Origin of the sequence: Halomonas sp. (assembly GCF_014859505.1) — a bacterium.
Taxonomy (GTDB): domain Bacteria; phylum Pseudomonadota; class Gammaproteobacteria; order Pseudomonadales; family Halomonadaceae; genus Halomonas.
In genome coordinates this window covers 1-22,816 of the sequence record NZ_JACUUD010000023.1, presented here as the reverse complement: position 1 = coordinate 22,816, position 22,816 = coordinate 1, and the positions used below count along the sequence as shown (strand labels likewise).

At 66.4% G+C, this 22,816-nt stretch carries 19 protein-coding genes; 6 read left to right on the top strand and 13 right to left on the bottom strand.

Going from position 1 to position 22,816, the window contains the following annotated elements; all coding sequences use genetic code 11:
• Nucleotides 1-73: 73 nt before the first annotated feature.
• From IBX53_RS05440 to rpoE, 3 genes are all read right to left on the bottom strand, one after another.
• Nucleotides 74-1,036, bottom strand: a complete 963-nt coding sequence (locus IBX53_RS05440) for a MucB/RseB C-terminal domain-containing protein (protein ID WP_290906582.1) — start codon at nucleotides 1,034-1,036, stop codon at nucleotides 74-76.
• Nucleotides 1,037-1,052: 16 nt separating this feature from the next.
• Nucleotides 1,053-1,748 (bottom strand): sigma-E factor negative regulatory protein, encoded by a 696-nt coding sequence (locus IBX53_RS05435; protein WP_290906580.1) that lies wholly within the window; start codon nucleotides 1,746-1,748, stop codon nucleotides 1,053-1,055.
• A gap of 194 nt (nucleotides 1,749-1,942) precedes the next feature.
• Nucleotides 1,943-2,548 carry an RNA polymerase sigma factor RpoE gene (gene rpoE, locus IBX53_RS05430; RefSeq protein WP_290906575.1) on the bottom strand — a complete coding sequence of 202 codons (606 nt, stop codon included), beginning with the start codon at nucleotides 2,546-2,548 and terminating at the stop codon, nucleotides 1,943-1,945.
• A 340-nt stretch (nucleotides 2,549-2,888) separates the two neighbouring features.
• On the opposite strand from rpoE, the gene IBX53_RS05425 reads away from it, so the two are divergent.
• The gene (locus IBX53_RS05425; RefSeq protein ID WP_290906572.1) at nucleotides 2,889-3,968 is read left to right on the top strand and encodes a 3-deoxy-7-phosphoheptulonate synthase; all 1,080 of its coding nucleotides are present in this window, start codon (nucleotides 2,889-2,891) and stop codon (nucleotides 3,966-3,968) included.
• Nucleotides 3,969-4,092: 124 nt separating this feature from the next.
• Here IBX53_RS05425 and dinG read toward each other — a convergent pair whose 3' ends face one another.
• Nucleotides 4,093-6,234: an ATP-dependent DNA helicase DinG gene (dinG, locus tag IBX53_RS05420; protein WP_290906569.1), complete on the bottom strand. Its 2,142-nt coding sequence runs from the start codon at nucleotides 6,232-6,234 to the stop codon at nucleotides 4,093-4,095.
• A 4-nt stretch (nucleotides 6,235-6,238) separates the two neighbouring features.
• Complete coding sequence (rhlB, locus tag IBX53_RS05415) at nucleotides 6,239-7,516, bottom strand: ATP-dependent RNA helicase RhlB (protein ID WP_290906564.1); 1,278 nt, start codon at nucleotides 7,514-7,516, stop codon at nucleotides 6,239-6,241.
• 152 nt (nucleotides 7,517-7,668) lie between these two features.
• On the opposite strand from rhlB, the gene IBX53_RS05410 reads away from it, so the two are divergent.
• The 3 genes from IBX53_RS05410 (at nucleotide 7,669) to IBX53_RS05400 (ending at nucleotide 10,092) form a co-directional block, all read left to right on the top strand.
• Nucleotides 7,669-7,953 (top strand): hypothetical protein, encoded by a 285-nt coding sequence (locus tag IBX53_RS05410; protein ID WP_290906561.1) that lies wholly within the window; start codon nucleotides 7,669-7,671, stop codon nucleotides 7,951-7,953.
• Entirely contained in the window at nucleotides 7,953-8,780 is an 828-nt protein-coding gene (gene xthA / locus IBX53_RS05405; RefSeq protein WP_290906557.1) for an exodeoxyribonuclease III, read from the top strand. The genes IBX53_RS05410 and xthA overlap by 1 nt, the downstream gene beginning before the upstream one ends.
• Nucleotides 8,781-8,877: 97 nt before the next feature.
• On the top strand, nucleotides 8,878-10,092 hold the full coding sequence (locus IBX53_RS05400) for an iron-containing alcohol dehydrogenase (RefSeq protein ID WP_290906553.1): 1,215 nt from the start codon (nucleotides 8,878-8,880) through the stop codon (nucleotides 10,090-10,092).
• Between the two features lie 175 nt (nucleotides 10,093-10,267).
• On the opposite strand, the gene IBX53_RS05395 is transcribed toward IBX53_RS05400, so the two are convergent.
• From IBX53_RS05395 to IBX53_RS05365, 7 genes are all read right to left on the bottom strand, one after another.
• Nucleotides 10,268-11,194 (bottom strand): FAD-binding protein, encoded by a 927-nt coding sequence (locus tag IBX53_RS05395; protein WP_290906549.1) that lies wholly within the window; start codon nucleotides 11,192-11,194, stop codon nucleotides 10,268-10,270.
• Between the two features lie 28 nt (nucleotides 11,195-11,222).
• Nucleotides 11,223-11,972, bottom strand: a complete 750-nt coding sequence (locus tag IBX53_RS05390; protein WP_290906546.1) for an electron transfer flavoprotein subunit beta/FixA family protein — start codon at nucleotides 11,970-11,972, stop codon at nucleotides 11,223-11,225.
• Nucleotides 11,973-12,016: 44 nt separating this feature from the next.
• Nucleotides 12,017-13,198, bottom strand: coding sequence for an acyl-CoA dehydrogenase (locus IBX53_RS05385; RefSeq protein WP_290906543.1), 1,182 nt, complete (start codon nucleotides 13,196-13,198; stop codon nucleotides 12,017-12,019).
• Nucleotides 13,199-13,327: 129 nt separating this feature from the next.
• Nucleotides 13,328-14,710 (bottom strand): hypothetical protein, encoded by a 1,383-nt coding sequence (locus tag IBX53_RS05380; RefSeq protein WP_290906541.1) that lies wholly within the window; start codon nucleotides 14,708-14,710, stop codon nucleotides 13,328-13,330.
• On the bottom strand, nucleotides 14,707-15,138 hold the full coding sequence (locus IBX53_RS05375) for a PaaI family thioesterase (RefSeq protein WP_290906539.1): 432 nt from the start codon (nucleotides 15,136-15,138) through the stop codon (nucleotides 14,707-14,709). The genes IBX53_RS05380 and IBX53_RS05375 overlap by 4 nt, the downstream gene beginning before the upstream one ends.
• On the bottom strand, nucleotides 15,135-16,736 hold the full coding sequence (locus IBX53_RS05370; RefSeq protein ID WP_290906535.1) for a class I adenylate-forming enzyme family protein: 1,602 nt from the start codon (nucleotides 16,734-16,736) through the stop codon (nucleotides 15,135-15,137). Before IBX53_RS05370 ends, IBX53_RS05375 begins: the two co-directional genes overlap by 4 nt.
• Nucleotides 16,736-17,887: an acyl-CoA dehydrogenase family protein gene (locus IBX53_RS05365; protein ID WP_290906532.1), complete on the bottom strand. Its 1,152-nt coding sequence runs from the start codon at nucleotides 17,885-17,887 to the stop codon at nucleotides 16,736-16,738. The genes IBX53_RS05370 and IBX53_RS05365 overlap by 1 nt, the downstream gene beginning before the upstream one ends.
• Before the next feature lie 210 nt (nucleotides 17,888-18,097).
• Here IBX53_RS05365 and IBX53_RS05360 point away from each other — a divergent pair, with 210 nt between their 5' ends.
• Nucleotides 18,098-19,648 carry a 3-hydroxyacyl-CoA dehydrogenase gene (locus tag IBX53_RS05360; protein ID WP_290906529.1) on the top strand — a complete coding sequence of 517 codons (1,551 nt, stop codon included), beginning with the start codon at nucleotides 18,098-18,100 and terminating at the stop codon, nucleotides 19,646-19,648.
• Nucleotides 19,649-19,661: 13 nt separating this feature from the next.
• Nucleotides 19,662-20,870, top strand: a complete 1,209-nt coding sequence (locus tag IBX53_RS05355) for a 3-oxoadipyl-CoA thiolase (protein ID WP_290906526.1) — start codon at nucleotides 19,662-19,664, stop codon at nucleotides 20,868-20,870.
• Between the two features lie 57 nt (nucleotides 20,871-20,927).
• Here the strand turns inward: IBX53_RS05355 and IBX53_RS05350 are convergent.
• Nucleotides 20,928-22,816, bottom strand: a 1,889-nt coding sequence (locus IBX53_RS05350) for a TRAP transporter fused permease subunit (RefSeq protein ID WP_290906523.1), incomplete at its 5' end; no start/stop codon positions are given.

The following is a 22,816-nucleotide window of genomic DNA, read 5'->3' as shown; positions in this document are numbered from 1 at the left end:
TCGGGACAGATGGGTCGGGACAACAGTTATTGAAATTTCGGGTGGCGATGATTGTGGGGCTGACGGGCCGCCATCAAGGCGCCCCCCAGACCAGGCTGTCGGCGACTCGCAGCAGCACCCGGGGGGGTAACTCGCCCATGACCACCAGCTGGCGCGGCTGACCTCCCAGATCGCGGTGCCGCACCGCGGCATGGGAGACGCCCAACCGATGAAGCCCGGGCGCCAGCAGCTCCACGTCGTCAGCGGGCGCCACGAACAGGCTGAGGGTAGCGAGACCGTCGCTGTAAAGACGATGGATGACGCCCTCACCGTGGCGGGCGCTGCGGGTATCTGCCGGCTGAGCGATGAAGCCTTCGGGCAGCCAGCCCAGCCGCCAGGGGTCCGTCGGCACCTCGCGCTGGCGGTCAAGGCGTATCTCTCCCTGATGCAGACGCGGCTGCTCCAGGGTGGTCAGCTGGAAGGTCTCCAGGGGGCGCCCAGTCTCGTCGAGCAGCGACTGCTTCAGGGTCAGGCCGGTGGCCTGGTCCAGCCACAGACGATGGCCGAAGCGAAAACTGTCCAGGGGGGAAATGTCCAGACGCAGGCCGCGACGATTGGCGATGCGCTCCTCACCGCCGAGCTGAAGACGGTAGAGAGCGCTTGCCCGCTCAGCGATGCCGGCGGGCGAGGGCGGCGCCTCGCCGCCCTCCCCTGACCCGCCCAGGCGGCCGATGCGGCCTCGGCGTTCGAACACCATGGGTGGGCCATCGAGATAGCTGGCGACGCCCCGCTCGATACCGTCATGCACATCGTGGGTGAGAGTCAGGGTGCGGACGCCGTCGAGGCCGATACGCACGGCATGGGCATTGTACTGATAACAGTGGCCGGCCCAAAGGCTGCGCTCAAACCACTGCTGGGCGGTGGTTGGCACCTCGAGATGAGCCAGGGTTCGACAGTCGAAACGCTCATCATCGGGCTCGGCCGCCGGGGTACCCGCACTGATCAACAGGCCACCCAGGCAGCTCGCAGCCAGGAGACGCAGGCGTGACGCGCTCATCGTCACCCTTCTTCGCTCAGCGCTGACCGAGGCTGTCGGCGCCGGAGGCGCGCAGCAGCGGCATCCAGGTATCGCCACTGCGGAAGGCGGCTCCCTCGGCGTGACGGTCCAGATAGGATTGCAGCAGAAGCGCCTGCTCTTCATCGGCAAGCATCGACTGACGCTGGCCTGGCGCCATGAACATGGGGGCAGAGTCGCCACCCGTGCCGACGGTCATCAGACCCTGGCCACCGCCCTGGGGAAGCTGGAACAGCGGGAGTTCGGTCAGGGAAGGCCGAGATACGGTGCCATCGCTGGATACCAGGCTGGCAGGGGCCGGCTGAGACGCACTGCCGCCCGCCACCGTGCCCGGTTGGGTACCGTCGGGAGCGCCGCCGGAGTAGAACTGCACCCCGGTGATGACCATCAGCGACACTGCGGCAGCGATGCCGGCGCTGCGCGCGAAGGGCAGCGTGCGGCGGGGAGCCGGCGGAGCCGTGTCCATCTGCGGCGGCTGCTCGTCCTGCAGGCGCGCCATGATGCCGGCGGAGAGATCGGTGGAGACGTCGACGTCGGGTTCCCGACGCATCAGGCTGCGCATCAGATGATAGCGACGCCAGGCATCTGCGGAATCGGGAGAGGCGTCCAGCGTCTTGAGCAGCCGGCGAAGCTCGAGTTCGTCTCCCTCGTTATCCATCAGGGCAGAAAGCGATTCCCGTGCATTCTGACTCATTCTCAACACCCCCTACAGTGGCAAGGCGCTCCGCCCTGCTCCCTCATTTCAGCCTGGAATCGACATTCCCGGCTGGGTCCGGGAATGTCGACGCGATCTCCGCCGCACGGCGGATCGAACACTGCTTCTGACGTCAAAGACGACCGACAGTTCAGCCAATCGACAAAAAGTGTGCAACCCTTCCTGCCGGCCGACTACTCCTCTACCGTCTCGCGGTTGCGGGAGGTGGTGACCAGCGGCTGGATGTGCTGGTCCACCGCCTCGCGGGCACGGAAGATCCGCGAGCGTACCGTGCCCACCGGGCACTGCATGATGTTGGCAATATCCTCGTAGGAGAGCCCCTCGAGCTCGCGCAGGGTAATCGCCGTGCGCAGATCATCGGGCAGATTGTCGATCGCCTCGAACACCGCCGCCTCGAGCTGGTCACGCGCCATGGCCGCCTCCGGCGTCTCGGAGTCCGCCAGTCGCCCGCTGTGATCCAGGATCTCGGCATCGGCGATATCCAGATCGCTGCCCGGTGGACGGCGCCCCCGGGAGACCAGATGGTTCTTCGCGGTGTTGATGGCGATGCGGTACATCCAGGTATAGAAAGCGCTCTCGGCGCGGAACTTGCCCAGGGCTCGATAGGCCTTGATGAACGCCTCCTGGGCCACGTCCTGAACCTCGGAATGATCGTGCACATAGCGCCCGATCAGGCCGATGATCTTGTGCTGGTACTTCTTCACCAGCAGATCGAAGGCGCGGTTATCGCCCTGCTGGGCGCGCTCGACGAGCTGCTGGTCGGTCTCCCTGGCGCCCATTCACGACCTCCCCGACAGACGACGAGGATAGCGTGGCGAGTGCGCCCGGAGAGCGGCGGTCATGTTGGAAAATACGTGCATGGCGTCAACCTGGAGCCCTGGGTGGGCGGCGAAGTGTCCGGAGGCCGTAGCCCAAAGTCGCACAAGTGTTCCCTTTTCCTGGCCATCCATCAACCCGGCGGGCCTGGTCGAATCGCTGACAAGAGAGCCCGCGGTCAGACCACCCCGGGGCGCCGGGGTTCCGTGATTGATCTCTTGCGGCCCCACCGGTGTATAGTAGGAGGAAACACTATCACTCGCCCCCGGGCCATCAGCGCAGACACGACACACAGGTAGCCGCATGACAGATAAGCAGGTCAGCAACCTCAACGTCCTCTCCCAGGACGTTCTCATCACACCCGACGCTCTGAAGCAGGAAATCCCCCTCACCGAGACCGCGGAGCGCACCGTCATCGAAGGGCGGGAGACCATCCAGCGCATTCTCGACGGTGAGGATCCGCGCCTGCTGATGGTGGTGGGTCCCTGCTCGATTCACGACGTGGACGCCGCCCTCGATTATGCCCGCCGCCTGCGCCGTCTGGCCGATGAGGTAAAGGATAGCCTCTACATCGTGATGCGCGTCTACTTCGAGAAGCCACGCACCACCGTGGGCTGGAAGGGCCTGATCAACGACCCGCATCTCAACGGCTCCTTCGAGATCGAGGAGGGCCTGCACATCGCCCGTCGCCTGCTGGTGGAACTGGCCGAGATGGGCCTGCCGCTGGCCACCGAGGCACTGGACCCGATCTCCCCCCAGTACATTCAGGACTGCATCAGCTGGTCGGCCATCGGTGCCCGCACCACCGAGTCCCAGACCCACCGCGAGATGTCGTCGGGTCTCTCCTGCCCGGTCGGCTTCAAGAACGGCACCGACGGCAGCCTGGAAGTGGCGGTCAATGCCCTGCAGTCGGTCGCCCACCCCCACAATTTCCTGGGCATCGACACTGCCGGCCGGGTAGCGATCATCCGCACCCGCGGCAACACCTACGGCCACGTGGTGCTGCGCGGCGGCAACGGCAAGCCCAACTACGACAGCGTCAGCGTGGCGCTGGCCGAGCAGGAGCTGAGAAAGGCCGGCATCAAGCCCAACATCATGATCGACTGCTCCCACGCCAACTCCAACAAGGACGCGGCCCTGCAGCCGCTGGTGCTGGAGAACGTCACCAACCAGATCCTCGAGGGTAACCGCTCGATCATCGGCCTGATGGTGGAGTCGAATATCGGCTGGGGCAGCCAGAAGGTGCCGGCGGACCTGAGCCAGCTGCAGTATGGCGTCTCCATCACCGACGCCTGCATCGACTGGGACGCCACCGACCGAGCCTTCAGGGCGATGAGCGAGAAGCTCGCCCCGGTGCTGGCCAAGCGCCGGGGGGCGGCGTGAGCGCATCCCGATAACGCCTCTGCACATGGTTCTCTGACCCCAGGCTCTCTGAACCTGACACCCCTGTATCCCCGCGGGCCTGCCGACTGGCGGGCCCGCGATCGTTTCCGGCCTCCTTGGCTATCTATCCCTGGCGGATGCCATCGATCTCGCGAACGAAGGGCGGCAGGGCGTCGAGCAGGGCCCGTCCGTAACGGCGGGTGAGCACCCGGCGATCGAGCAGGGTGATGCGGCCGCTGTCGGCCTCCTTGCGGATCAGCCGGCCGCAGGCCTGGACCAGCTTGATGGAGGCATCGGGCACGCTGATGCGCATGAAGGGATTGCCGCCGCGGCTCTCGATCCACTCGGCGAGCGTCGCGCCCACCGGGTCGTCGGGCACCGCGAAGGGCAGCCGGGTGATCACCACATGGGTCAGGTAGTCGCCGGGCAGGTCGATGCCCTCGGCGAAACTGGCCAGCCCGAAGATGATGCTGCCCTCCCCCGCATCGACCCGGGCCCGGTGCCGGGTGATCAGTTCACGCTTGGGCAGCCGGTCCTGGGCCAGCACCCGCTCGCCGAGGGCCTTCGGCAGCGCCTTCTCCACCGCGCGCAGCTGGGCGCGGGACGAGAAGAGCATCAGCACCGCCTCCTGCTGGCCCAGCGCCAGGACGAAGTCGACGATGGCGCGTTCGTGGCCCTCGCGATCGGCGGGGTCGACGGCCTCGCGTGGCACGCTGAGCACCGCACGGGAGTAGTCGAAGGGGCTGGGCAGGCGCTGGTAGCGGTAGCGGTTGGCCAGCCCGGCTCGCTCCTGCAGGCGCTCGAAGCGCCCGAGTGCCGTCAGGGTAGCCGAGGTGACCACGGCACCGAAGGTAGTCCCCCACAGGGTCCTGGCCAGGGTATGGGCCGCCGAGACGGGGCTCGCCGAGAAGGTCAGCTCCGGGTCGGCCCCGAAGCGCTCCAGGCTCAGCCAGCGGGCCCGGGGCGGCTCTCCGTCCGGGTCCGTTTCGGCAAAGGCCTGCCACAGGGCGTGGGCCTCCAGGGCCCGCCCATGCAGCAGCGCCAGCAGCGGCAGCCAGGCCTCGGCCTGCTCGCGCGGCAGGCCGGTGTGCTTGTCGGGGTCCAGGCTCTCGCGCAGGATGTCGGCCATGCTCTCCAGGGTGCGCGACAGCTCGGCGAAGATGACCAGCAGGGCCCCGGCCAGCTCGCGCAAGGCCCCGGGCGCACGCCCCATCTCGAAGCGGTGCTGGCGGTCCTCCTCGCCGTCGGCGAGCCCCTCGGGGCGCCCGGCCAGCTGGTGGCCCAGGGCGAAGGCCTCGCCGAGCTTCGGCTCCAGCGCTTCGATGGCCTGGGGCAGCGTGGCCAGCAGCCGCGCCAGGGTGGGCTGTACGGCCAGCGCCTGGTTGAGCTCGGTCAGCGACTTCCTGAGGGTGCGCAACCAGCCGAGGGCACCGCCCACGGCGAAGCGATGGGTGAAGTGATTCAGTGCCTTGTCGGGAAGGTGGTGGCCCTCGTCGAAGACATGGATGCAATCGCCGGGGGCGGGCAGCACGACGCCGCCGCCCAGGGAGAGGTCGGCCAGCACCAGGTCGTGGTTGGCGACGATGATGTCGGCCTGCTCCAGGTCGCGCCGTGCACGAAAGAAGGCACAGGCGCCGAAGTGGCCGCAGCGGCGATTGGTACACTGGCGGTGATCGACGGTGAGCTTGCGCCAGTGGCCGTCGTCGATGGCCTCGGGCCAGCTGTCGCGATCTCCCTCCCAGCGGCCATTGCCGTAGGCCTCGCCCAGCGAGGTGGCCAGGGCCTGGAAGTCGTCGCCGCCGCTGGCGATCTCACGCTCGAAGAGCGACAGGGTGGGATTATCCTCGACGCCGTCGAGGGCCTGGTCGAGACGCGCCACGCAGATATAGCGGCCGCGCCCCTTGGCCAGGGCATAGCTGAAGTCGATGCCGCTGTGGGCCTTGAGCGCGGGGAGATCCTGATGGAGCACCTGCTCCTGCAGCGCCACGGTGGCGGTGGCCACCACCAGCCGCTTGCCGCGGGCCCTGGCCACCGGCAAGGCGGCCAGCAGGTAGGCCAGCGTCTTGCCGGTACCGGTACCGGCCTCAAGCACGCAGACGTGCTCGTCGCTGATTCGCTTTCCGGCCTCGTCGACCTCGATGCCCGCCAGGGTGCGGGCGATCTCGGCGATCATCAGCCGCTGGCCGTAGCGAGGCGTGAGGTCGAGGCCCTCGAGCACACGGCGGTAGGCGGTCTGGATCTCGCCCTTCAGGGCCTCGTCGAGCATGGGCTCAGAGCATGCCTTCCGGCGGATGCTCGCAGGGCAGCTTGTCGCCGATGAAACGCTCGATCTCGGGCAGCGAGAAGGCGTCTTCCTCACCCACGAAGCTGATCGATACGCCCTTGGCGCCGGCGCGGCCGGTGCGGCCGATGCGGTGGACGTAGTCCTCCGGATCCTCCGGCAGGGTGTAGTTGATCACATGGCTGACATCCTCGATATGGATGCCGCGGCCGGCCACATCGGTGGCCACCAGCACCTGGATCTCGCCCTCGCGGAACTGCTCGAGGGTCGTGATGCGCTGGTTCTGGGGGACATCGCCGGAGAGCATGGCAGCATTGATGCCGGCCTTGCGCAGCAGCTCATCGAGCTTGCGCACCAGGTCACGACGGTTGCCGAAGACCATCACCCGGTCGAAGCTCTCCTGCTTGAGCAGGTTGACCAGCAGGCGCTGCTTGTCCTCGTCGCCGACCAGGTAGACGCGCTGTTCGATGTCGGCGGCGTTCTCCACCGTGACCGCGATATCGACGTGGGTCGGCTCAAAGGTCCACTGGCTGGCCAGGTTGAGGATGTCCTCGGTGAAGGTCGCCGAGAAGAGGAAGGTCTGGCGCTCCTCTTTCTTCGGGGTGTGACGGATGATGCGCTTGACGTCCGGGATGAAGCCCATGGAGAGCATCCGGTCGGCCTCGTCGAGCACCAGCACCTCGACCTGGGTCAGGTCGACGTCGCGCTTCTGGTGGAAGTCGAGCAGTCGGCCCGGGGTGGCCACCAGCACGTCGAGGCGATCGGCCAGGGCCTCGCGCTGGGCCTGGTAGTCCATGCCGCCCACCACGCTCGCCACCTTGAGGTCGGTGAAGCGAGCCAGTGCCTTGGCGTCCTTCTCGATCTGCAGGGCCAGCTCGCGGGTCGGGGCGACGATCAGCGCCCGCGGGGCGCCGGGCTTCTGGGCGTTGGGCGCCTCCTCCTCGAGGAAGTAGGCCAGGATCGAAATCAGGAAGGCGGCGGTCTTGCCGGTGCCGGTCTGGGCCTTGCCGACCACGTCGCCACCGAGGAGGGTATGGGTCAGCGCTTCGGCCTGGATCGGGGTGCAGTACTCGAAGCCCAGGGCGTGGATGGCATGCATCAGCGGCAGCGGCAGGTCGAAGTCATGGAAGCGCCACTTGCCCGCCACGGCAGGCACCTGAAACTGGCGCAGGTCCCAGCCGGAGGCGTTGCGGCGGCGCGGTTTGCGACGACGACGCTTGGGCTTGCGATCCTGGGCCGGTGCGTTGATCTGATCCGACTCGCTCATAGGCTGCTGTCTGTCCGTTTGGCTGGTTGAGTACATGACACAAATGCGCATTGTAACAGCCAATGCGACGAAGGGCGCGTCTCGTTAGCGCTTCGCCTGTGGCCGGCGCGGCTGGGCTGGTAGAATGCGCGCCAGTCCAGAGGAGTTTTTCCATGACCCGTCGCAAGAAGACCCGTTCGCTGGCCGACAAGGTGCAGATTCGCACCGGCCGGCGCAAGGATTACAAGCAGTGGCGCCACGAGAACCCCGATCAGGTGACCTCGTCCACCCGCTATACCCAGAAGAAGCGCCAGCAGCGCAAGATCCAGGCCGCCCGCAAGCTGGCCCGCCAGCAAGCCGGTGAAGGCATCGCCATCCATCCAGGACAGGCGACCGAGAGCCAGAAGACAGAGAGCCCCGGCACAGGGAGCCCCGACCAGGGGAGCTCGGAGAGCTGATGCGCCTGGTCACGTTCAATATCAACGGCATTCGTGCTCGCCTCCACCAGCTCGAGGCCCTGGTGGCCGCCCAGCGCCCGGCGGTGATCGGGCTGCAGGAGACCAAGGTCCAGGACAGCGAGTTTCCCCGGGAGGCGGTGGAGGCGATGGGCTACCGGGTACTCTTCCACGGTCAGAAGGGGCATTACGGCGTCGCCCTGATGATCGACGTCGTCCAGTGCGGCGAGCCCGAGGCGGTGCACTACGGCTTCCCCGACGACAGTGAGGACGCCCAGAAGCGCATGATCGGCGTTCGGCTGCGCCCCGCGGGCGGCGAGCCGCTGACGGTGTACAACGGCTACTTCCCCCAGGGCGAGAACCTCGACCACCCGGTGAAGTTTCCCCACAAGCGCGCGTTCTACGCTCAGCTACAACGGCTGCTGGAGACCCGGCACCGACCGGACGAGCGCCTGGCGGTGATGGGTGACTTCAATATCTCCCCCGAGGAGATCGACATCGGCATCGGCGAGGCCAACCGCAAGCGCTGGCTGCGCGACGGCAAGACCAGCTTCCAGCCGGTGGAGCGGGAGTGGCTCGCGAGCATCAAGGCCTGGGGACTCACCGATAGCTACCGGTTGCACTATCCGGAGGTGGAGGACCGCTTCAGCTGGTTCGACTACCGCTCGAAGGGCTTCGATCGTGAGCCGAAGCGCGGCCTGCGCATCGACCATATCCTGGTCACCGCGCCGCTGGCCGCGAAGGTAGTCGATGCCGGCATCGACTACGTCCTGCGCGGCATGGAGAGGCCCTCCGACCATGCACCGGCATGGACCGATCTCGAGCGCTGAGTCGGGCCACTCGAGGCGTTGGCGGCGTGACGATTGGCCCGCCCCGGGAGAGCCCCCTATAGTGGATCTCCTGCCCGCCACCCCAGGGATCGATGTCATGCCGCACACGCCACGTCTCGAAGAGATCGGCGCCTTCCGCCTCTCCCCCCTTCCCGAGATCCACTTCGGCCGCCAGACCCTTGAACGCCTGCCGGCGCTGATCGCCCGGCACGGCAGGCGCATCCTGCTGGTCACCGGCCGGCGTTCCTTCGTCGGCTCTCCCCGCTGGCCCGAGCTCCAGGCGGCGCTGGCGGAGCAGGGGGTGAGCTGGCAGCACGTCAGCGTCGCCGGAGAACCCTCTCCTCGCCTGGTGGATGAGGTCGTGGCGGCGCACCGCGGGGCGGGGATCGACGTCGTGGTGGCCATCGGCGGCGGCAGCGCCCTCGATGCCGGCAAGGCCGTGGCCGGCCTGCTGCATACCGGCACCTCGGTCATGGACCATCTCGAGGGGGTGGGCCGGGGCCTGCCCTACCCCGGGCCCGCCGCCCCGCTGATCGCCGTGCCCACCACGGCGGGGACCGGCAGCGAGGCGACCCGCAACGCCGTGCTCAGCGAGCGAGGACCTGAGGGCTTCAAGAAGTCGTTCCGGGACGACCGGCTGATGGCCCGCGTCGCCCTGGTCGACCCGAACCTGCTGGCCGGCTGCCCCGCGGACCAGCTGGCCGCCAACGGCATGGATGCCTTCACCCAACTGCTGGAGTCCTATGTCTCCGCCAACGCCAGTCCGCTTACGGATGCACTGGCCTGGTCCGGCATGCAGGCCTTCTGCCAGGGCTTCTGGACCGCACTGGACGGCGACGCCCGGCATGCCGATGAGGGCTATCCGGGGATCGCCTATGCATCGCTGATGTCCGGCATCACCCTGGCCCAGGCGGGCCTGGGCTCGGTGCACGGCCTGGCGTCGCCACTGGGCGCCTTCTTCCCCGCTCCCCACGGCGTGGTGTGCGGCACCCTGCTGGCCGAGGCCACCGCGGTGAACATCGCCGCACTGCACGAACGCGGGCAAGCCCCCGAGGCCCTGGCGAAATATGCCAGGGTCGGCCGCCTGCTCGGCGATTCCCCCGACCTGGATGACCCACAGGCCTGCAACGCCCTGGTGGCTACCCTGCGCGACTGGACCCGCCGCCTGGAAATGCCGCGACTGGGAGCGTTCGGCATGCAGGAAAGCGACCTCCCCCGCGTGGTCGCCAATTCGCGAGGCGGCAGCATGAAAACCAACCCGCTGGTGCTCAGTGACGACGAGCTCACCGCCCTGCTTGCCAGTCGCCTGTAGCCCCCCAGACTCCTGGAAACCAGGCAGTGCTAAAGTGAACCACCCGATGGGGTTTCACCCCCCGGCGAAGCTGGAACCATGGCTGCCTGTAGCATCCAGGATTCGCTGGGTAAAAGACCGGCCCCCTTTCGGGGGCCGGTCACGGTGTGTTCGACATGTCCATCAAGGATAGGCCCTACAGCTTCTCCTCGAGCTCCGGCAGGGCCTGGAAGAGATCGGCGACCAGGCCATAGTCGGCGACCTGGAAGATCGGCGCCTCCTCGTCCTTGTTGATGGCGACGATCACCTTGGAGTCCTTCATGCCGGCCAGGTGCTGGATGGCCCCCGAGATGCCCACGGCGATGTAGAGCTCGGGCGCCACGATCTTGCCGGTCTGGCCCACCTGCATGTCATTGGGCACGAAGCCGGCGTCCACCGCGGCACGAGAGGCGCCGATGGCCGCGCCAAGCTTGTCGGCGATGCCGTCGAGCAGCGTGAAGTTCTCGCCGCTGCCCATGCCGCGGCCGCCGGAGATCACCACCTTGGCGGCACCCAGCTCGGGACGGTCGGACTTGGCCAGCTCCTCCTTGACGAAGGTGGACTGGGCATTGTCGGCGACAAAGTCCACCGCCTCGATGGCAGCACTTCCACCCTCGCCCACCGCATCGAAGCCGGTGGCGCGCACGGTGATCACCTTGAGGGCGTCCTCGCTCTGCACCGTGGCGATGGCGTTGCCGGCGTAGATCGGGCGCTTGAAGGTGTCCGGTGATTCCACGCTGATGATCTCGGAGATCTGCCCCACGTCCTTGAGCGCGGCCACCCGGGGCAGCACGTTCTTGCCGGTGGTGGAGGCACAGGCCAGCAGATGGGTGTAGTCGCCGGCCAGCTCCGCGATCAGCGCCGCGGTGGGCTCGGCCAGCAGATGGGCGTAGGCGGCGTGGTCGGCCACGCGCACACGGCTCACGCCGTCGAGTTTGGCGGCGGCCTCGGCGATGGCGCCGACGCCTTCACCGGCCACCAGGATATCGATATCGCCCCCGATGGCTTGGGCGGCCGCTACCACATGGGCGGTGGCGCCGGCCAGGGCGCCGTCGTGATGTTCGGCGAGTACCAGGATGCTCATGAGATCCGCTCCTTTCAAAGCACTATTGTCAAAGCACTTTGGCTTCGTTCTTGAGTTTATCGATCAGCTCGTCCACGGAGCCCACCTTGACGCCACCCTTTCGCTCGGCCGGCGGCTCGACCTTGAGCAGCTTGACCTTCGAGGCCACCTCGATGCCGAGATCCGCCGGGGTCTTCACGTCCAGCGGCTTCTTCTTGGCCTTCATGATGTCGGGCAGCTTGGCGTAACGCGGCTCGTTGAGGCGCAGGTCGGCGGTGACGATGGCCGGCAGGCTCAGCTCGACGGTCTGCAGGCCGCCGTCGACCTCGCGGGTGACCTGGAGCTTCTCGCCTTCGACCTTGATCTCGGAGGCGAAGGTGCCCTGGGGCAGGCCGGTGAGGGCCGCCAGCATCTGGCCGGTCTGGTTGTTGTCAGTGTCGATGGCCTGCTTGCCGAGGATCACCAGGCCCGGCTGCTCCTCTTCCACCAGCCTGGCCAGCGCCTTCGCGGCGCCCAGCGACTCGACGCGCTCATCGGTCTCGACGTGGATGGCACGGTCGGCGCCCAGCGCCAGCGCAGTGCGCAGCTGCTCCTGGGCGGCCTTGGGACCGATGGTCACGGCGACCACCTCGGTGGCGATGCCCTTTTCCTTCAGGCGCACCGCCTCTTCCACGGCGATCTCGCAGAAGGGGTTCATGGCCATCTTGACGTTGGTGAGGTCGACGTCGGAGTGATCCGGCTTGACCCGGATCTTCACGTTGTAGTCGATGACGCGTTTGACCGCGACGAGGACTTTCATGGCGTATCTCCGGTGAATTGTTGTTGGGCGTTCGGTGGCAGGGCCTAGCAGAAGGCCTGGAGGCCGGTCTGGGCCCGCCCCAGGATCAGCGCGTGAACGTCGTGGGTGCCCTCGTAGGTGTTGACCACCTCGAGGTTGACCAGGTGGCGCGCCACCCCGAACTCGTCGCTGATGCCGTTGCCGCCCAGCATGTCGCGGGCCAGGCGGGCGATATCCAGCGCCTTGCCACAGCTGTTGCGCTTCATGATCGAGGTGATCTCCACCGCGGCGGTGCCCTCGTCCTTCATGCGGCCCAGGCGCAGGCAGCCCTGCAGGGCCAGGCAGATATCGGTCTGCATGTCGGCCAGCTTCTTCTGGATCAGCTGGTTGGCGGCCAGCGGCCGACCGAACTGCTGGCGGTCCAGGGTGTACTGGCGGGCGGTGTGCCAGCAGTCCTCGGCGGCACCCAGCGCCCCCCAGGCGATGCCATAGCGCGCCGAGTTGAGACAGGTGAAGGGCCCCTTGAGGCCGAGCACCTCGGGGAACATGTTCTCCTCGGGCACGAAGACGCTGTCCATGACGATCTCGCCGGTGATCGAGGCGCGCAGGCCCACCTTGCCGTGGATCGCCGGGGCGGAGAGCCCCTCCCAGCCTTTCTCCAGCACGAAGCCGCGGATATCGCCCTCGTCGTCCTTGGCCCACACCACGAAGACGTCGGCGATGGGGCTGTTGGTGATCCACATCTTGCTGCCGGTGAGGCGATAGCCGCCGTCGACCCTGCGGGCGCGGGTCACCATGCCGCCGGGGTCGGAGCCGTGGTTGGGCTCGGTGAGACCGAAGCAGCCGATCCACTCACCGCTGGCCAGCTTCGGCAGGTACTTCTGCTTGGTGGCCTCGTTGCCGAATTCGTTGATCGGCACCATCACCAGGGAGGACTGCACGCTCATCATGGAACGGTAGCCGGAGTCGACGCGCTCGATCTCACGGGCGATAAGCCCGTAGCAGACGTAGTTGAGGCCGCTGCCACCATACTGCTCGGGGATGGTGGCTCCCAGCAGGCCGGTCTCGCCCATCTCGCGGAAGATGGCCGGGTCGGTCTGCTCGTGGCGGAAGGCCTCCAGCACGCGGGGCGCGAGCTTGTCGGCGGCGAACTGGGCAGCGCTCTGCTGCACCATGCGCTCCTCGTCGGTGAGCTGCTGGTCGAGGAGCAGCGGGTCTTGCCAGTGGAAGGCGGGCATCTGGGACATGTCGAAATTTCCTCTACTCATCATTACGGCCTGTCGTGACAGATCATCTTATTCTGCATTGCGAAACTTGATTCTATTTATATTATGGTGCTGAACGGCCTGACCACAGTCAAGCGCCAATTGTCGCGCTCAAAAACGTGCTGTCAGGAACCAAACCGCCAATAGCGGCATGGCGAGACAGAGAAAAAGGCCGTTCCAGCGATAACCGATCCGCAGCGATGAAACACCAGTGAACCTGGAGAGAATCAGCATCGAGACCGTCATGGGGGATGACATGAGCGCCAGCGTCCACCCCACCAGCAGCGAGACCGCAAGAACGGGCAACGACAGCCCATCGATGCCCAATGTCGGCAGGATGCCTGCCAGCAGGGTGACGCTGACGATGGGATTGATGCCAACCTGCGCCAGCACGGCCACGAGCAGCATGGCGATGACCGCCGTGCCTGCCCCCAGCGATGACAGGAAGCCGAGGCTTCCGGCCAGGGCCGAACCATTCACTAGTCCCACGCAGAGATGCCCCAGATAGCCTGCAGCCCCCAGCACCACGATCTCGTTGGACGCCGGTGAAACCAGCCTGGGCAGCCCGCGATGCAGGGCAACGGTGGCAGCCGGCATTCCCGCCATGCCATGGCCACGGAGCTGCCAGCAGAGCCACAGGAAAGCCCCCAGGGGCGCCCCCAACAGCACGGCGGTGGGCAGCTGAAGATCGAGCCCCCAGGCGAGAGAGAAGATCAGCGCCACCAGCGCGAGCAGCAACAGGGAGAAACGCCCCAGGGGTCTCAGCGAGGGAGCCGCATGCTCCCTGGCCTGCTGCATTCGTGGGCCGGTGACGCGATCGACCCCCCACCCGACCAGAAACAGCAGCAGCGCCGCACCCAGGGCGTAGGGCGCCAGCTCGATCCAGCGCAGGCCCTCCATGCTCGAGAGCACAACCGCCATGCCGATGCCCATAGGCGACACCAGTGGCGCCAGTGCAAAACCGCGCAGCAGCGCAAGCATCATGCGCCGCTGTCTTGCCTGCTGGACCCACAGACGCCCCTGAGCGGCCGCCAGGGTATTGCTCTTCTCTATCATGGCGGCCACGAGATTCAGCACGCCGATGTTGAGGATGATGCCGAACAGCGACGAGCCCAGTGACAGGATCGGATAACGCTGGCTGGGTGGCTGAAGCAGCATGGCATGCCCGCAGCGCTTCACCAGCCTCGACCGATAGGCGGGTAGCCGAAGCAGGCCCAGGGCGACCAGAAAGGTCGCGAAGAAGGCGAAGCGTCCCGCCGCCTCGCGCAGCAGCGCCAAGGGGGCGGAGTGATGCCACAGCGCTACCAGACTGAGCAGGACCACAGCGCCCAACAGGGTAAGGGCCATGGACGAGAGACCACGCAGAGTGAGCAGATACCCTCCCAGAGCGACCATGGCCAACCACTGGGCCTGGGTGCTGACGAACACCAGATCTGCCAGGGTTGCCAGCGTCACGACCAGCAGCAGGGATACCCTCAGGCGATCCCGGCTCACTGGCTCTCTCCCTCCTCGGCCTCGCTTCCCCGACGCCGACGAAAGGACCCTTCCCCCATCGCCACGAGGTTGCCCTGGCTGTCGAATACCTTGCCACTGGCCATGAAGGTACTGCGCCCTCCCCCTTCCAGCCGACCGATAGCGCGCAGCGCTTCTCCCCTGGCTGGCGCAACGAAGGTGGTGGAGAGCGACAGCGTCATCGCCTTGCGCAGCTGATCTGGCGCCTCGCAGTGCAGGCCCGAAAAGCTCAAGGCCACATCCAGCAAGGTACAGAGAACGCCACCGTGCACGATACCGCTACGGTTGAGATGATGCGGCTCGACTGTCAGCTCGAGCGTCACCCGATCAGGCTCCCAGTCGACGACACGAACTCCCAGCAGCTCCTGAAAGCCCACCATCCGCCACGACAACGGCAAGGAATGGCTCATGACGGGTCCTTCCCCTGCGCCATGTCGCGCAGGCGCCCCTTGAGGATCTTGCCGCTGGCCGTCGCGGGTAGACTTTCCACCAGCACGATCTGCGAGGGCCGCTTGTAGGGTGCCAGCCGCTCGGCAATGAACGTCCGAAGCGCCGCCTCCTCGAGGTCTGCGCCAGGCTCACACTGCACGAAGGCCACCACTTCCTCGTTGCCCGATACCTGACGCCCCACCACGGCCGACAGCGTCACATCGGGATGCTCGTTGATCACCGCCTCCACATCGGGAGGATAGATGTTGAACCCGGAGCGGATGATGAGCTCCTTGCTGCGCCCCACGATATAGAGCTGGTCATCTTCGTCGACGCGTGCAATGTCGCCGGTGTTGAGCCAGCCATCCTCAGTGAGGCAGGCTCGCGTCGCCTCGGGCTGACGAAAGTAGCCCTTCATCACATTGGGGCCCCGCACCCAGAGCTCACCCACCTCGTCACCGTCATCGGCGGCATCGCCGCTGGCGCCCAAGGGCTCGAGGCGATACTCCAGCAGCGGCAGGACACGTCCCACGGTATTGCTGGCGTGACGATCGTCGATCCGGGTCTGGCTGATGGTCGGACTGGCCTCGGTCAACCCGTAGCCGTTGTGCAGGGTCAAGCCGAAAGCAGCCTCCACTCTCCCCTTGATATCAGCATCCAGAGGAGAGCCGCCTGCGGAGATATAGATCAGTGCGGGAATTTCCAGGGCCTGACCCTTACGGCGCACAAACTCCAGGGTTCGCGCGTACATGGCCGGAACGCCCTGCAGGACGGTGATGCGTTCCCGCTGCAGGGCATCCAGCAGCATCGCCGCATCGAAGCGCGGCACCGTGTAGAGGCAAGCGCCGTTGTAGAGCGATCCCATGCACACCGAGGAGAGACCGAAAACATGGGACATGGGCAGCACCCCGTAGACGCGCTGCCCCTCACTGAGATGGCGCATGCCACCCGAGATCGAGGCGATATAGAGGATGCCGCGGTGAGTGAGCATGACGCCCTTGGGCGTGCCGGTGGTCCCGGAGGTGTAGATCATCGCCGCGACCTGCTCGGCGCCACTGGCCGCCACCGGTTCCGCATCGCTGTCGGCCAGCGTCCCTACCCGCAGCGCGCCCAGGCTGGGATGCGACAGACGCTCGGCACCGTGGCGACGGCCGTGCGCTTCCGCATCGGGGGACGCCTCACTGGTATAGAAGGTGCGCCGGGGCAGACAGTTATCGCGAATCAGGTCGATTTCCTTGTCCGTCAGGCGCGAGTTGACGATCGCCACCCAGGCATCCAGTTCGCTGGCCGCCAGCAACAGCACCACCAGGGCGCGACTGTTCTCTCCGACCGTCATCAGACGATCGCCGGGTCGAATCCCCAGCGAGACCAGCCACTTCCGGGCCTTGAGAATCTCGCTCCCCAGATCGGCATAGCTCCAGCGGACTTCACCATCGACCAGTGCCGGCCGATCGGGAATGCGCCGAGCATTGTCGAGCACGCGGTGACTCAACCGCTCGGGCAGTTCTGCCACCAGTTCACTCGCCAGACGGCCAAAGATGCGCTCGTCAGGAGCCCGATGTGTTACGGAAAGGCCCATCAGGACGCCTCCCGCACCATATTTCGGGCGATCACCAGCTGCTGAATCTGGGTGGTGCCCTCATAAATGCGGAACAGCCGCACGTCGCGGTAGAAACGCTCGACGGCGTACTCCGCCATGTAACCCGCCCCACCATGGATCTGAACCGCACGGTCGGCAACACGGCCAACCATCTCGGAACAGAACAGCTTGGCGCATGAGGCCAGGGTCGAGACATCCTCGCCGGCATCCTTGCGGCGTGCTGCGTCGAGGACCATGGTGCGGCCGGCATATGCCTCGGTCTTGCTGTCGGCGAGCATCGCCTGAATCAGCTGATGGCTGGATAGCGGCCCACCGAACTGCTGGCGCTCCATCGCATAGCGGAGCGACTCCTCGACCAGCCGTTCGGCGACACCGACGCAGACGGCGGAAATATGCAGGCGGCCGCGGTCGAGTACCTTCATCGCTGTCTTGAAGCCCTGCCCCTCGCGCCCGCCGATGATGTTTTCGGCCGGCACCCGGCAATCATTGAAGATGATGTCGCAGGTATGGGCGCCCTTCTGACCCATCTTGTTGTCGGCAGGCCCGCGCTCGAGTCCGGGGGTGCTGCCTTCGACGATAAAGGCCGAAATGCCACTGGCACCCTTGTTGTCAGGATCTGTTCGTGCCATCACGGTGAACAGATCCGCCTCGGGACCATTGGTGATGTAGCGCTTGGTGCCATTGAGGATGTAGTGATCGCCGTCGCGCACGGCCGTGGTGCGCAGGCTCGCCGCATCGGAACCGACGTCAGGCTCGGTGAGACAGAACGAACTCAGAATCTCGCCGGTGGCCAGTGGCGGCACGTAACGTGCTTTCTGCTCCGGAGTACCGTCGATCAGAATGCCCTGAGCGCCGATGCCGTTGTTGGTGCCAAAGACCGAGCGGAAAGCCGGAGACGTCTTGCCGATCTCCATGGCCACCAGCGCCTCCTCCTCCATGGTCAAGCCGAGTCCGCCGAATTCTTCGGGGATCGACAGGCCGAACAACCCCATCTCCTTCATCTCCGCGAGCAACTCGGGGGGAACGGCATCGTCCTCGGCCAGGCGTGCCTCGTTGGGAATCAGTCGTTCGCGCACGAAACGAGAAATGGTATCGAGAAGCTGATTCAGGAGTTCCGGATCGCGAATCATGGCGTGTCCTCACAGGTCGAGTGGCAGACGGGTCTCACGACGTCGGCAACGCCAGAAGAACCAATTCTGCATAGTAGAATTGTAGTTCGCATCTATTGCCAGGCACTTTTGCATAGCCTAGGATGGGAGTCAATAAACAGAATTCAATTTCGCAATGCAGAATATTATCGTATATCTGTCCCGAAACCCCATCGCAAGGAGAAACCCACCATGTCGCCCCCCTCCCCCTCGGAAGTCACGCCGCCCCTGCCATTCCGCCGTCTAGGCATTGTCGGAACCGGCGCCATGGGACGCGGTATCGCCCAGTTAGCCGCACAGGCCGGCCTCGAGGTTTGCCTCCATGATGCCCGCATGGGCGCGGTGGATGAGGCCAGGAGCTTCATCACCGGTGTCTGGACACGCGGGGTGACGAAGGGACGCTTGAGCGAGAAAGACCTGGCATCCTATCGAGAACGACTTCAGGAAGCCGACGATCTGACGGACCTGGCAGGCTGCGAGATCGTGGTGGAAGCCATCGCCGAGAACCTCCAGGCCAAGCAGGAACTGTTCATGCGCCTCGAAGGGATTCTGGGTGACCAGGCCGTTCTCGCCACCAACACCTCGTCGCTATCGGTGACCGCCATCGCCGCCGCCTGCCAGCTTCCGCAGCGAGTGATCGGCTTTCACTTCTTCAACCCCGTGCCGCTGATGAAGATCGTAGAGGTCATACCAGGCCTGCGGACCACGGCGGATGTCGCCGAGCGCGTCGAGGCGCTGGGACAGGCCATGGGCCACTTCACCGCCCGCGCCACCGATACGCCAGGCTTCCTGGTCAATCACGCCGGTCGCGCCTACGGAACCGAAGCGCTGCGACTGCTCAGCGAGGGGGTGGCCGATCACACCACCATCGACCGCCTCCTTGTCGATCAGGGCGGTTTCCGCATGGGCCCCTTCAGCCTGCTCGACCTGACCGGACTCGATGTCTCCCACGCAGTGATGGAGTCCATCTATCACCAGTACTACGAGGAGCCCCGCTTCCGCCCATCCCCAATCACGCGTCAACGCCTTACCGCCGGCCTGCTCGGCCGCAAGAGCGGCGAGGGCTTCTATCGCTACGAGGATGGCCAAGCGGTGGTGGCGGCGGAACCGACTCCGCCGGAAGCTGCTCCCCTGCCCGTATGGGTAAGCCCCGAAGACCCCGAGGCCGCCCAGGCACTTTCTGCGCTCGTTTCCGCTGCCGGCTGGCCGCTGGACCGGGGCGAGCGGCCAGCCGGAGAGTCACTGTGCCTGATCACTCCGCTGGGCGAAGACACCACCACAGCCGCCCTCCGCCAGGGACTCGATGCCCAGCGCTGCGTGGCCGTCGAGATGCTGGCGGGCCTCGATCGCCGCCGCAGTCTGATGACCACTCCGGCTACCGAGACCCGCTATCGGGATGCCGCCTGGGCTCTGCTCGGCGACGATGGCACGCCGGTAAGTCCTCTCCACGACAGCAACGGCTTCGTGCTCCAGCGCGTCGTCGCCTGCATCGTCAATGTCGGCGCCGAGATCGCCCAGCAGGGCGTGGCTGAGCCAACAACTCTCGACCGCGCCGTGGAACTGGGGCTTGGCTATCCCCATGGCCCGCTGGCCATGGGCGACCACTACGGCAGCCGGCGCATCCTTACGATTCTCGACAACCTCTTCGCTGCCACCCGCGATCCCCGCTACCGCCCCAGCCCCTGGCTGCGCCGACGCGCCGCCCTGGGTCTGCCGCTGACCACCACGGCCCAACCAATCTGACAGGAGCTATCCCATGCAAGACGCTTTGATCTACGACGGAGTTCGTACACCATTCGGCCGCCACGGCGGCAGCCTCTCCGCTTTGCGTCCTGACGACCTGCTGGGCAGGACTCTGAGGGCCCTGGTCCAGCGCAACGGTTTCGCCCCCGAAGACTACGAGGAGGTGCTGGCCGGCTGCACCAACCAGGCCGGTGAGGATTCTCGCAACGTGGCCCGCCACGGGGCCCTGCTGGCCGGCCTGCCGGTCGAGGTCTCCGGCCAGACCGTCAACCGCCTTTGTGGCAGCGGCCTGGCCGCGGTGATGGACGCCGCCCGGGCGATCCGCAGCGGTGAGGGGCAACTGTTCCTGGCCGGCGGCGTTGAGTCCATGTCGCGTGCTCCCTATGTGCTGGGCAAGGCAGATTCACCCTTCGCCCGCAACCAGCCACTCTACGACACCGTGATCGGCTCGCGCTTCCCCAATCCATGGATCGCCCAGACCTATGGCAACCACAGCATGCCGGAGACCGCCGACAACGTTGCACATGACCTGGGGCTGGGACGCGCCGAGAGCGACGCCTATGCGGCGCGCTCCCAGGCACGCTACGGCGACGCCCAGGCCAGAGGCTTTTATGACGAGGAGATCCTCGGTATCGAGGTACCCCAGGGTCGCAAGTTACCCCCGCTGCTGGTCGACAGGGACGAGCACCCACGGCCAGGCACCGATTCCGACAAGCTCGGTAGGCTGTCTCCACTGTTCGAAGGCGGCGTGGTCACCGCCGGCAACGCCTCTGGGCTCAACGACGGTGCCGCCGCCCTGATCGTCGGCAGCCGCGCCGCCGGCGAACGTGCCGGCGTACGTCCCCGGGGCCGCCTCTTGGCCGGTGCCGTAGCCGGCGTGGAACCTCGGGTCATGGGCCTCGGTCCCGTGCCTGCCTCCAGAAAGGCCCTTGAGCGGGCAGGACTGAGTCTGGATCAGATGGACGTGATCGAGATCAATGAAGCCTTCGCGGTGCAGGTGCTGGGCTGCGTCAAACAGCTGGGGCTCTCGGCCGACGACAGTCGCCTGAACATCAACGGTGGAGCTATCGCGATCGGGCACCCTCTGGGCGCATCCGGGGCACGCCTGACTCTGACCGCCCTGCGCCAACTGGAGGCCTCGGGGGGCCGCTACGCCCTGGTCACCATGTGCATCGGCGTCGGACAGGGCATCGCCTGCGTGATCGAGCGCCTGGAGGGGTGATCCACGAACGCCGCCGCCCTTGGGGCGGCGGCGTCGTCTTGGCGAGCCAGGCGGAAATCAGCCGGGCCTCTGTTCCCCGCTCACTTCCGGGAGCGCTGCCCGGCGGCGAAAGGGGCCTGCCAGCCACAGGTAGGCGCCTCCCAGCAGGGTCAGGCCGACAAGGTCGCTGCGCCACTCCGGATAGATCAGCAGAGCGGCGGCCAGCAGCAGCAGCAGGCGTGGCAGCCAGCCGATCGTGCCGACCCGGTAGAGATAGCCCTCCATGGCCGCCGCTACCAGCCAAATGGCAGTAAGGGCGGTGAGCGACGACAGCAGGATGCGATCCAGGGGTCCCTGCAGGATCAGCGCCGGGTTGAGTACGAAGAGGAAGGGCAGCACGAAGAGCACCCCGCCGAGGCGCACCGCGTGGAGGCTGGTGCGGGTATTACTCGCCCCCGCCACGCCCGCGGCGGTGATCGCCGCCAGCGCCACCGGTGGGGTGATGTAGGAGAGCATGCCCCAGTAGAGGATGAAGAGATGGCTGCCCAGAGGGTCAAGTCCCGCCCCCACCAGCGCCGGCGCCAGCAGAATCGACAGGAAGATGTAGCAGGCGCTCACCGTCATGCCCATGCCCAGCACGAAGCTGGTCACCGCCCCCGCCGCCAGCATCAGCGGAATGCTGCCACCGGCATAGAGCAAGAGCTCCCGGGAGAAGGAGCCGGCCACCCCGGTATAGGAGAGCCCCCCCACCACCAGGCCGATGCCCGCCAACACCGCCACCAGGTTGCCGATGCCGTGGGCAAGTTGATAGAGAAAATCGAACCCCTTGGTGAGACTCAGCCGCTGCCGGCGTCGGACCAACGAGATTGCCAGCAGCACCAGGGTCGCATAGTAGGGGGCGTAGCTCTCTAGGCGCATCACCAGCAGCATGTAGATCAACACCGCCAGGCTGAGCAGATAGGGCCAGCCCTCCTTCAGGGTGGCGAGCACCCGCGGAATCTCCTCGGGGCGCATGCCTTGAAGCCCCTGGCGGGCCGCATAGTGGTCCACCTGGAGCAGCAGCGCCAGGTAGAAGAGGATCGCCGGCAGCAGCGCCGCCACCATCACCTCGGCGTAGCTGACGCCCAGGAAGGAGGCCATGATGAAGGCCACCGCGCCCATCACCGGCGGCATCAGGGTGCCGCCGGTGGAGGAGCAGGCCTCCACGGCGGCGGCATACTCCCGCGAATAGCCGCTGCGCTTCATGGCTGGGATGGTGATGGTCCCGGTGGTGAGGATATTGGAGACGGCGCTGCCCGAGAGGCTACCCATGAAGGCGCTGGAGACCACCGCCACCTTGGCCGGGCCGCCGCGACTCCGGCCCATCAGGGCGGTGGCGAAGTTCATGAAGAACTCGCCGCCTCCGGTGATGGTCAGGGCGATGCCGAACACCACGAAGCCGATGATCAGGTTGGCCACCACCTGCATGGGCACCCCGATGATGCTCTCCGCCCCCATCACATGGGCACGAATCGTCTCGTCCAGGGCGAAGGGGTTGCTCCACAGGAAGCCCGGCATATGGCCGGCATAGAGCGGGTAGAGACCGAAGACGAGGGCCACCGTGAAGATCGCCCAGCCACCGCAGCGGCGCACCCCCTCCAGCACCAGCAGGATCGTCAAGGTGGCCACCAGGGTCGCCTCGACCGGGGCGAAGAACTCCCAGCCCTCCTGGGTCATGCGCAGCCCGTTGAGCCCCAAGTAGCCGGCACAGCCCAGGGCGGCAGCGGCCAGCGCCCAGTCGTACCAGGGCAGGCGATGGGTGTCGGCGGCCCGGGCAGGATAGCAGAGCAGCGCCGCGGCCAGGAAGATGCCGATCAGGTAGTAGAGGAAGGCGTTGCCGAGGGGATAGAAGCCGAACAGCTTCAGCGCGAAGGTCTGGTTGATGGCCATCAGCAGCCCGATGAGGCCGAGGATCATCACCACACCTC

Coding starts and splice junctions, on each gene's coding strand:
- IBX53_RS05440 (WP_290906582.1), bottom strand. CDS start 1,036: ATGAGCGCGTCACGCCTGCGTCTCCTGGCTGCGAGCTGCCTGGGTGGC.
- IBX53_RS05435 (WP_290906580.1), bottom strand. CDS start 1,748: ATGAGTCAGAATGCACGGGAATCGCTTTCTGCCCTGATGGATAACGAG.
- rpoE (WP_290906575.1), bottom strand. CDS start 2,548: ATGGGCGCCAGGGAGACCGACCAGCAGCTCGTCGAGCGCGCCCAGCAG.
- IBX53_RS05425 (WP_290906572.1), top strand. CDS start 2,889: ATGACAGATAAGCAGGTCAGCAACCTCAACGTCCTCTCCCAGGACGTT.
- dinG (WP_290906569.1), bottom strand. CDS start 6,234: ATGCTCGACGAGGCCCTGAAGGGCGAGATCCAGACCGCCTACCGCCGT.
- rhlB (WP_290906564.1), bottom strand. CDS start 7,516: ATGAGCGAGTCGGATCAGATCAACGCACCGGCCCAGGATCGCAAGCCC.
- IBX53_RS05410 (WP_290906561.1), top strand. CDS start 7,669: ATGACCCGTCGCAAGAAGACCCGTTCGCTGGCCGACAAGGTGCAGATT.
- xthA (WP_290906557.1), top strand. CDS start 7,953: ATGCGCCTGGTCACGTTCAATATCAACGGCATTCGTGCTCGCCTCCAC.
- IBX53_RS05400 (WP_290906553.1), top strand. CDS start 8,878: ATGCCGCACACGCCACGTCTCGAAGAGATCGGCGCCTTCCGCCTCTCC.
- IBX53_RS05395 (WP_290906549.1), bottom strand. CDS start 11,194: ATGAGCATCCTGGTACTCGCCGAACATCACGACGGCGCCCTGGCCGGC.
- IBX53_RS05390 (WP_290906546.1), bottom strand. CDS start 11,972: ATGAAAGTCCTCGTCGCGGTCAAACGCGTCATCGACTACAACGTGAAG.
- IBX53_RS05385 (WP_290906543.1), bottom strand. CDS start 13,198: ATGTCCCAGATGCCCGCCTTCCACTGGCAAGACCCGCTGCTCCTCGAC.
- IBX53_RS05375 (WP_290906539.1), bottom strand. CDS start 15,138: ATGAGCCATTCCTTGCCGTTGTCGTGGCGGATGGTGGGCTTTCAGGAG.
- IBX53_RS05370 (WP_290906535.1), bottom strand. CDS start 16,736: ATGGGCCTTTCCGTAACACATCGGGCTCCTGACGAGCGCATCTTTGGC.
- IBX53_RS05365 (WP_290906532.1), bottom strand. CDS start 17,887: ATGATTCGCGATCCGGAACTCCTGAATCAGCTTCTCGATACCATTTCT.
- IBX53_RS05360 (WP_290906529.1), top strand. CDS start 18,098: ATGTCGCCCCCCTCCCCCTCGGAAGTCACGCCGCCCCTGCCATTCCGC.
- IBX53_RS05355 (WP_290906526.1), top strand. CDS start 19,662: ATGCAAGACGCTTTGATCTACGACGGAGTTCGTACACCATTCGGCCGC.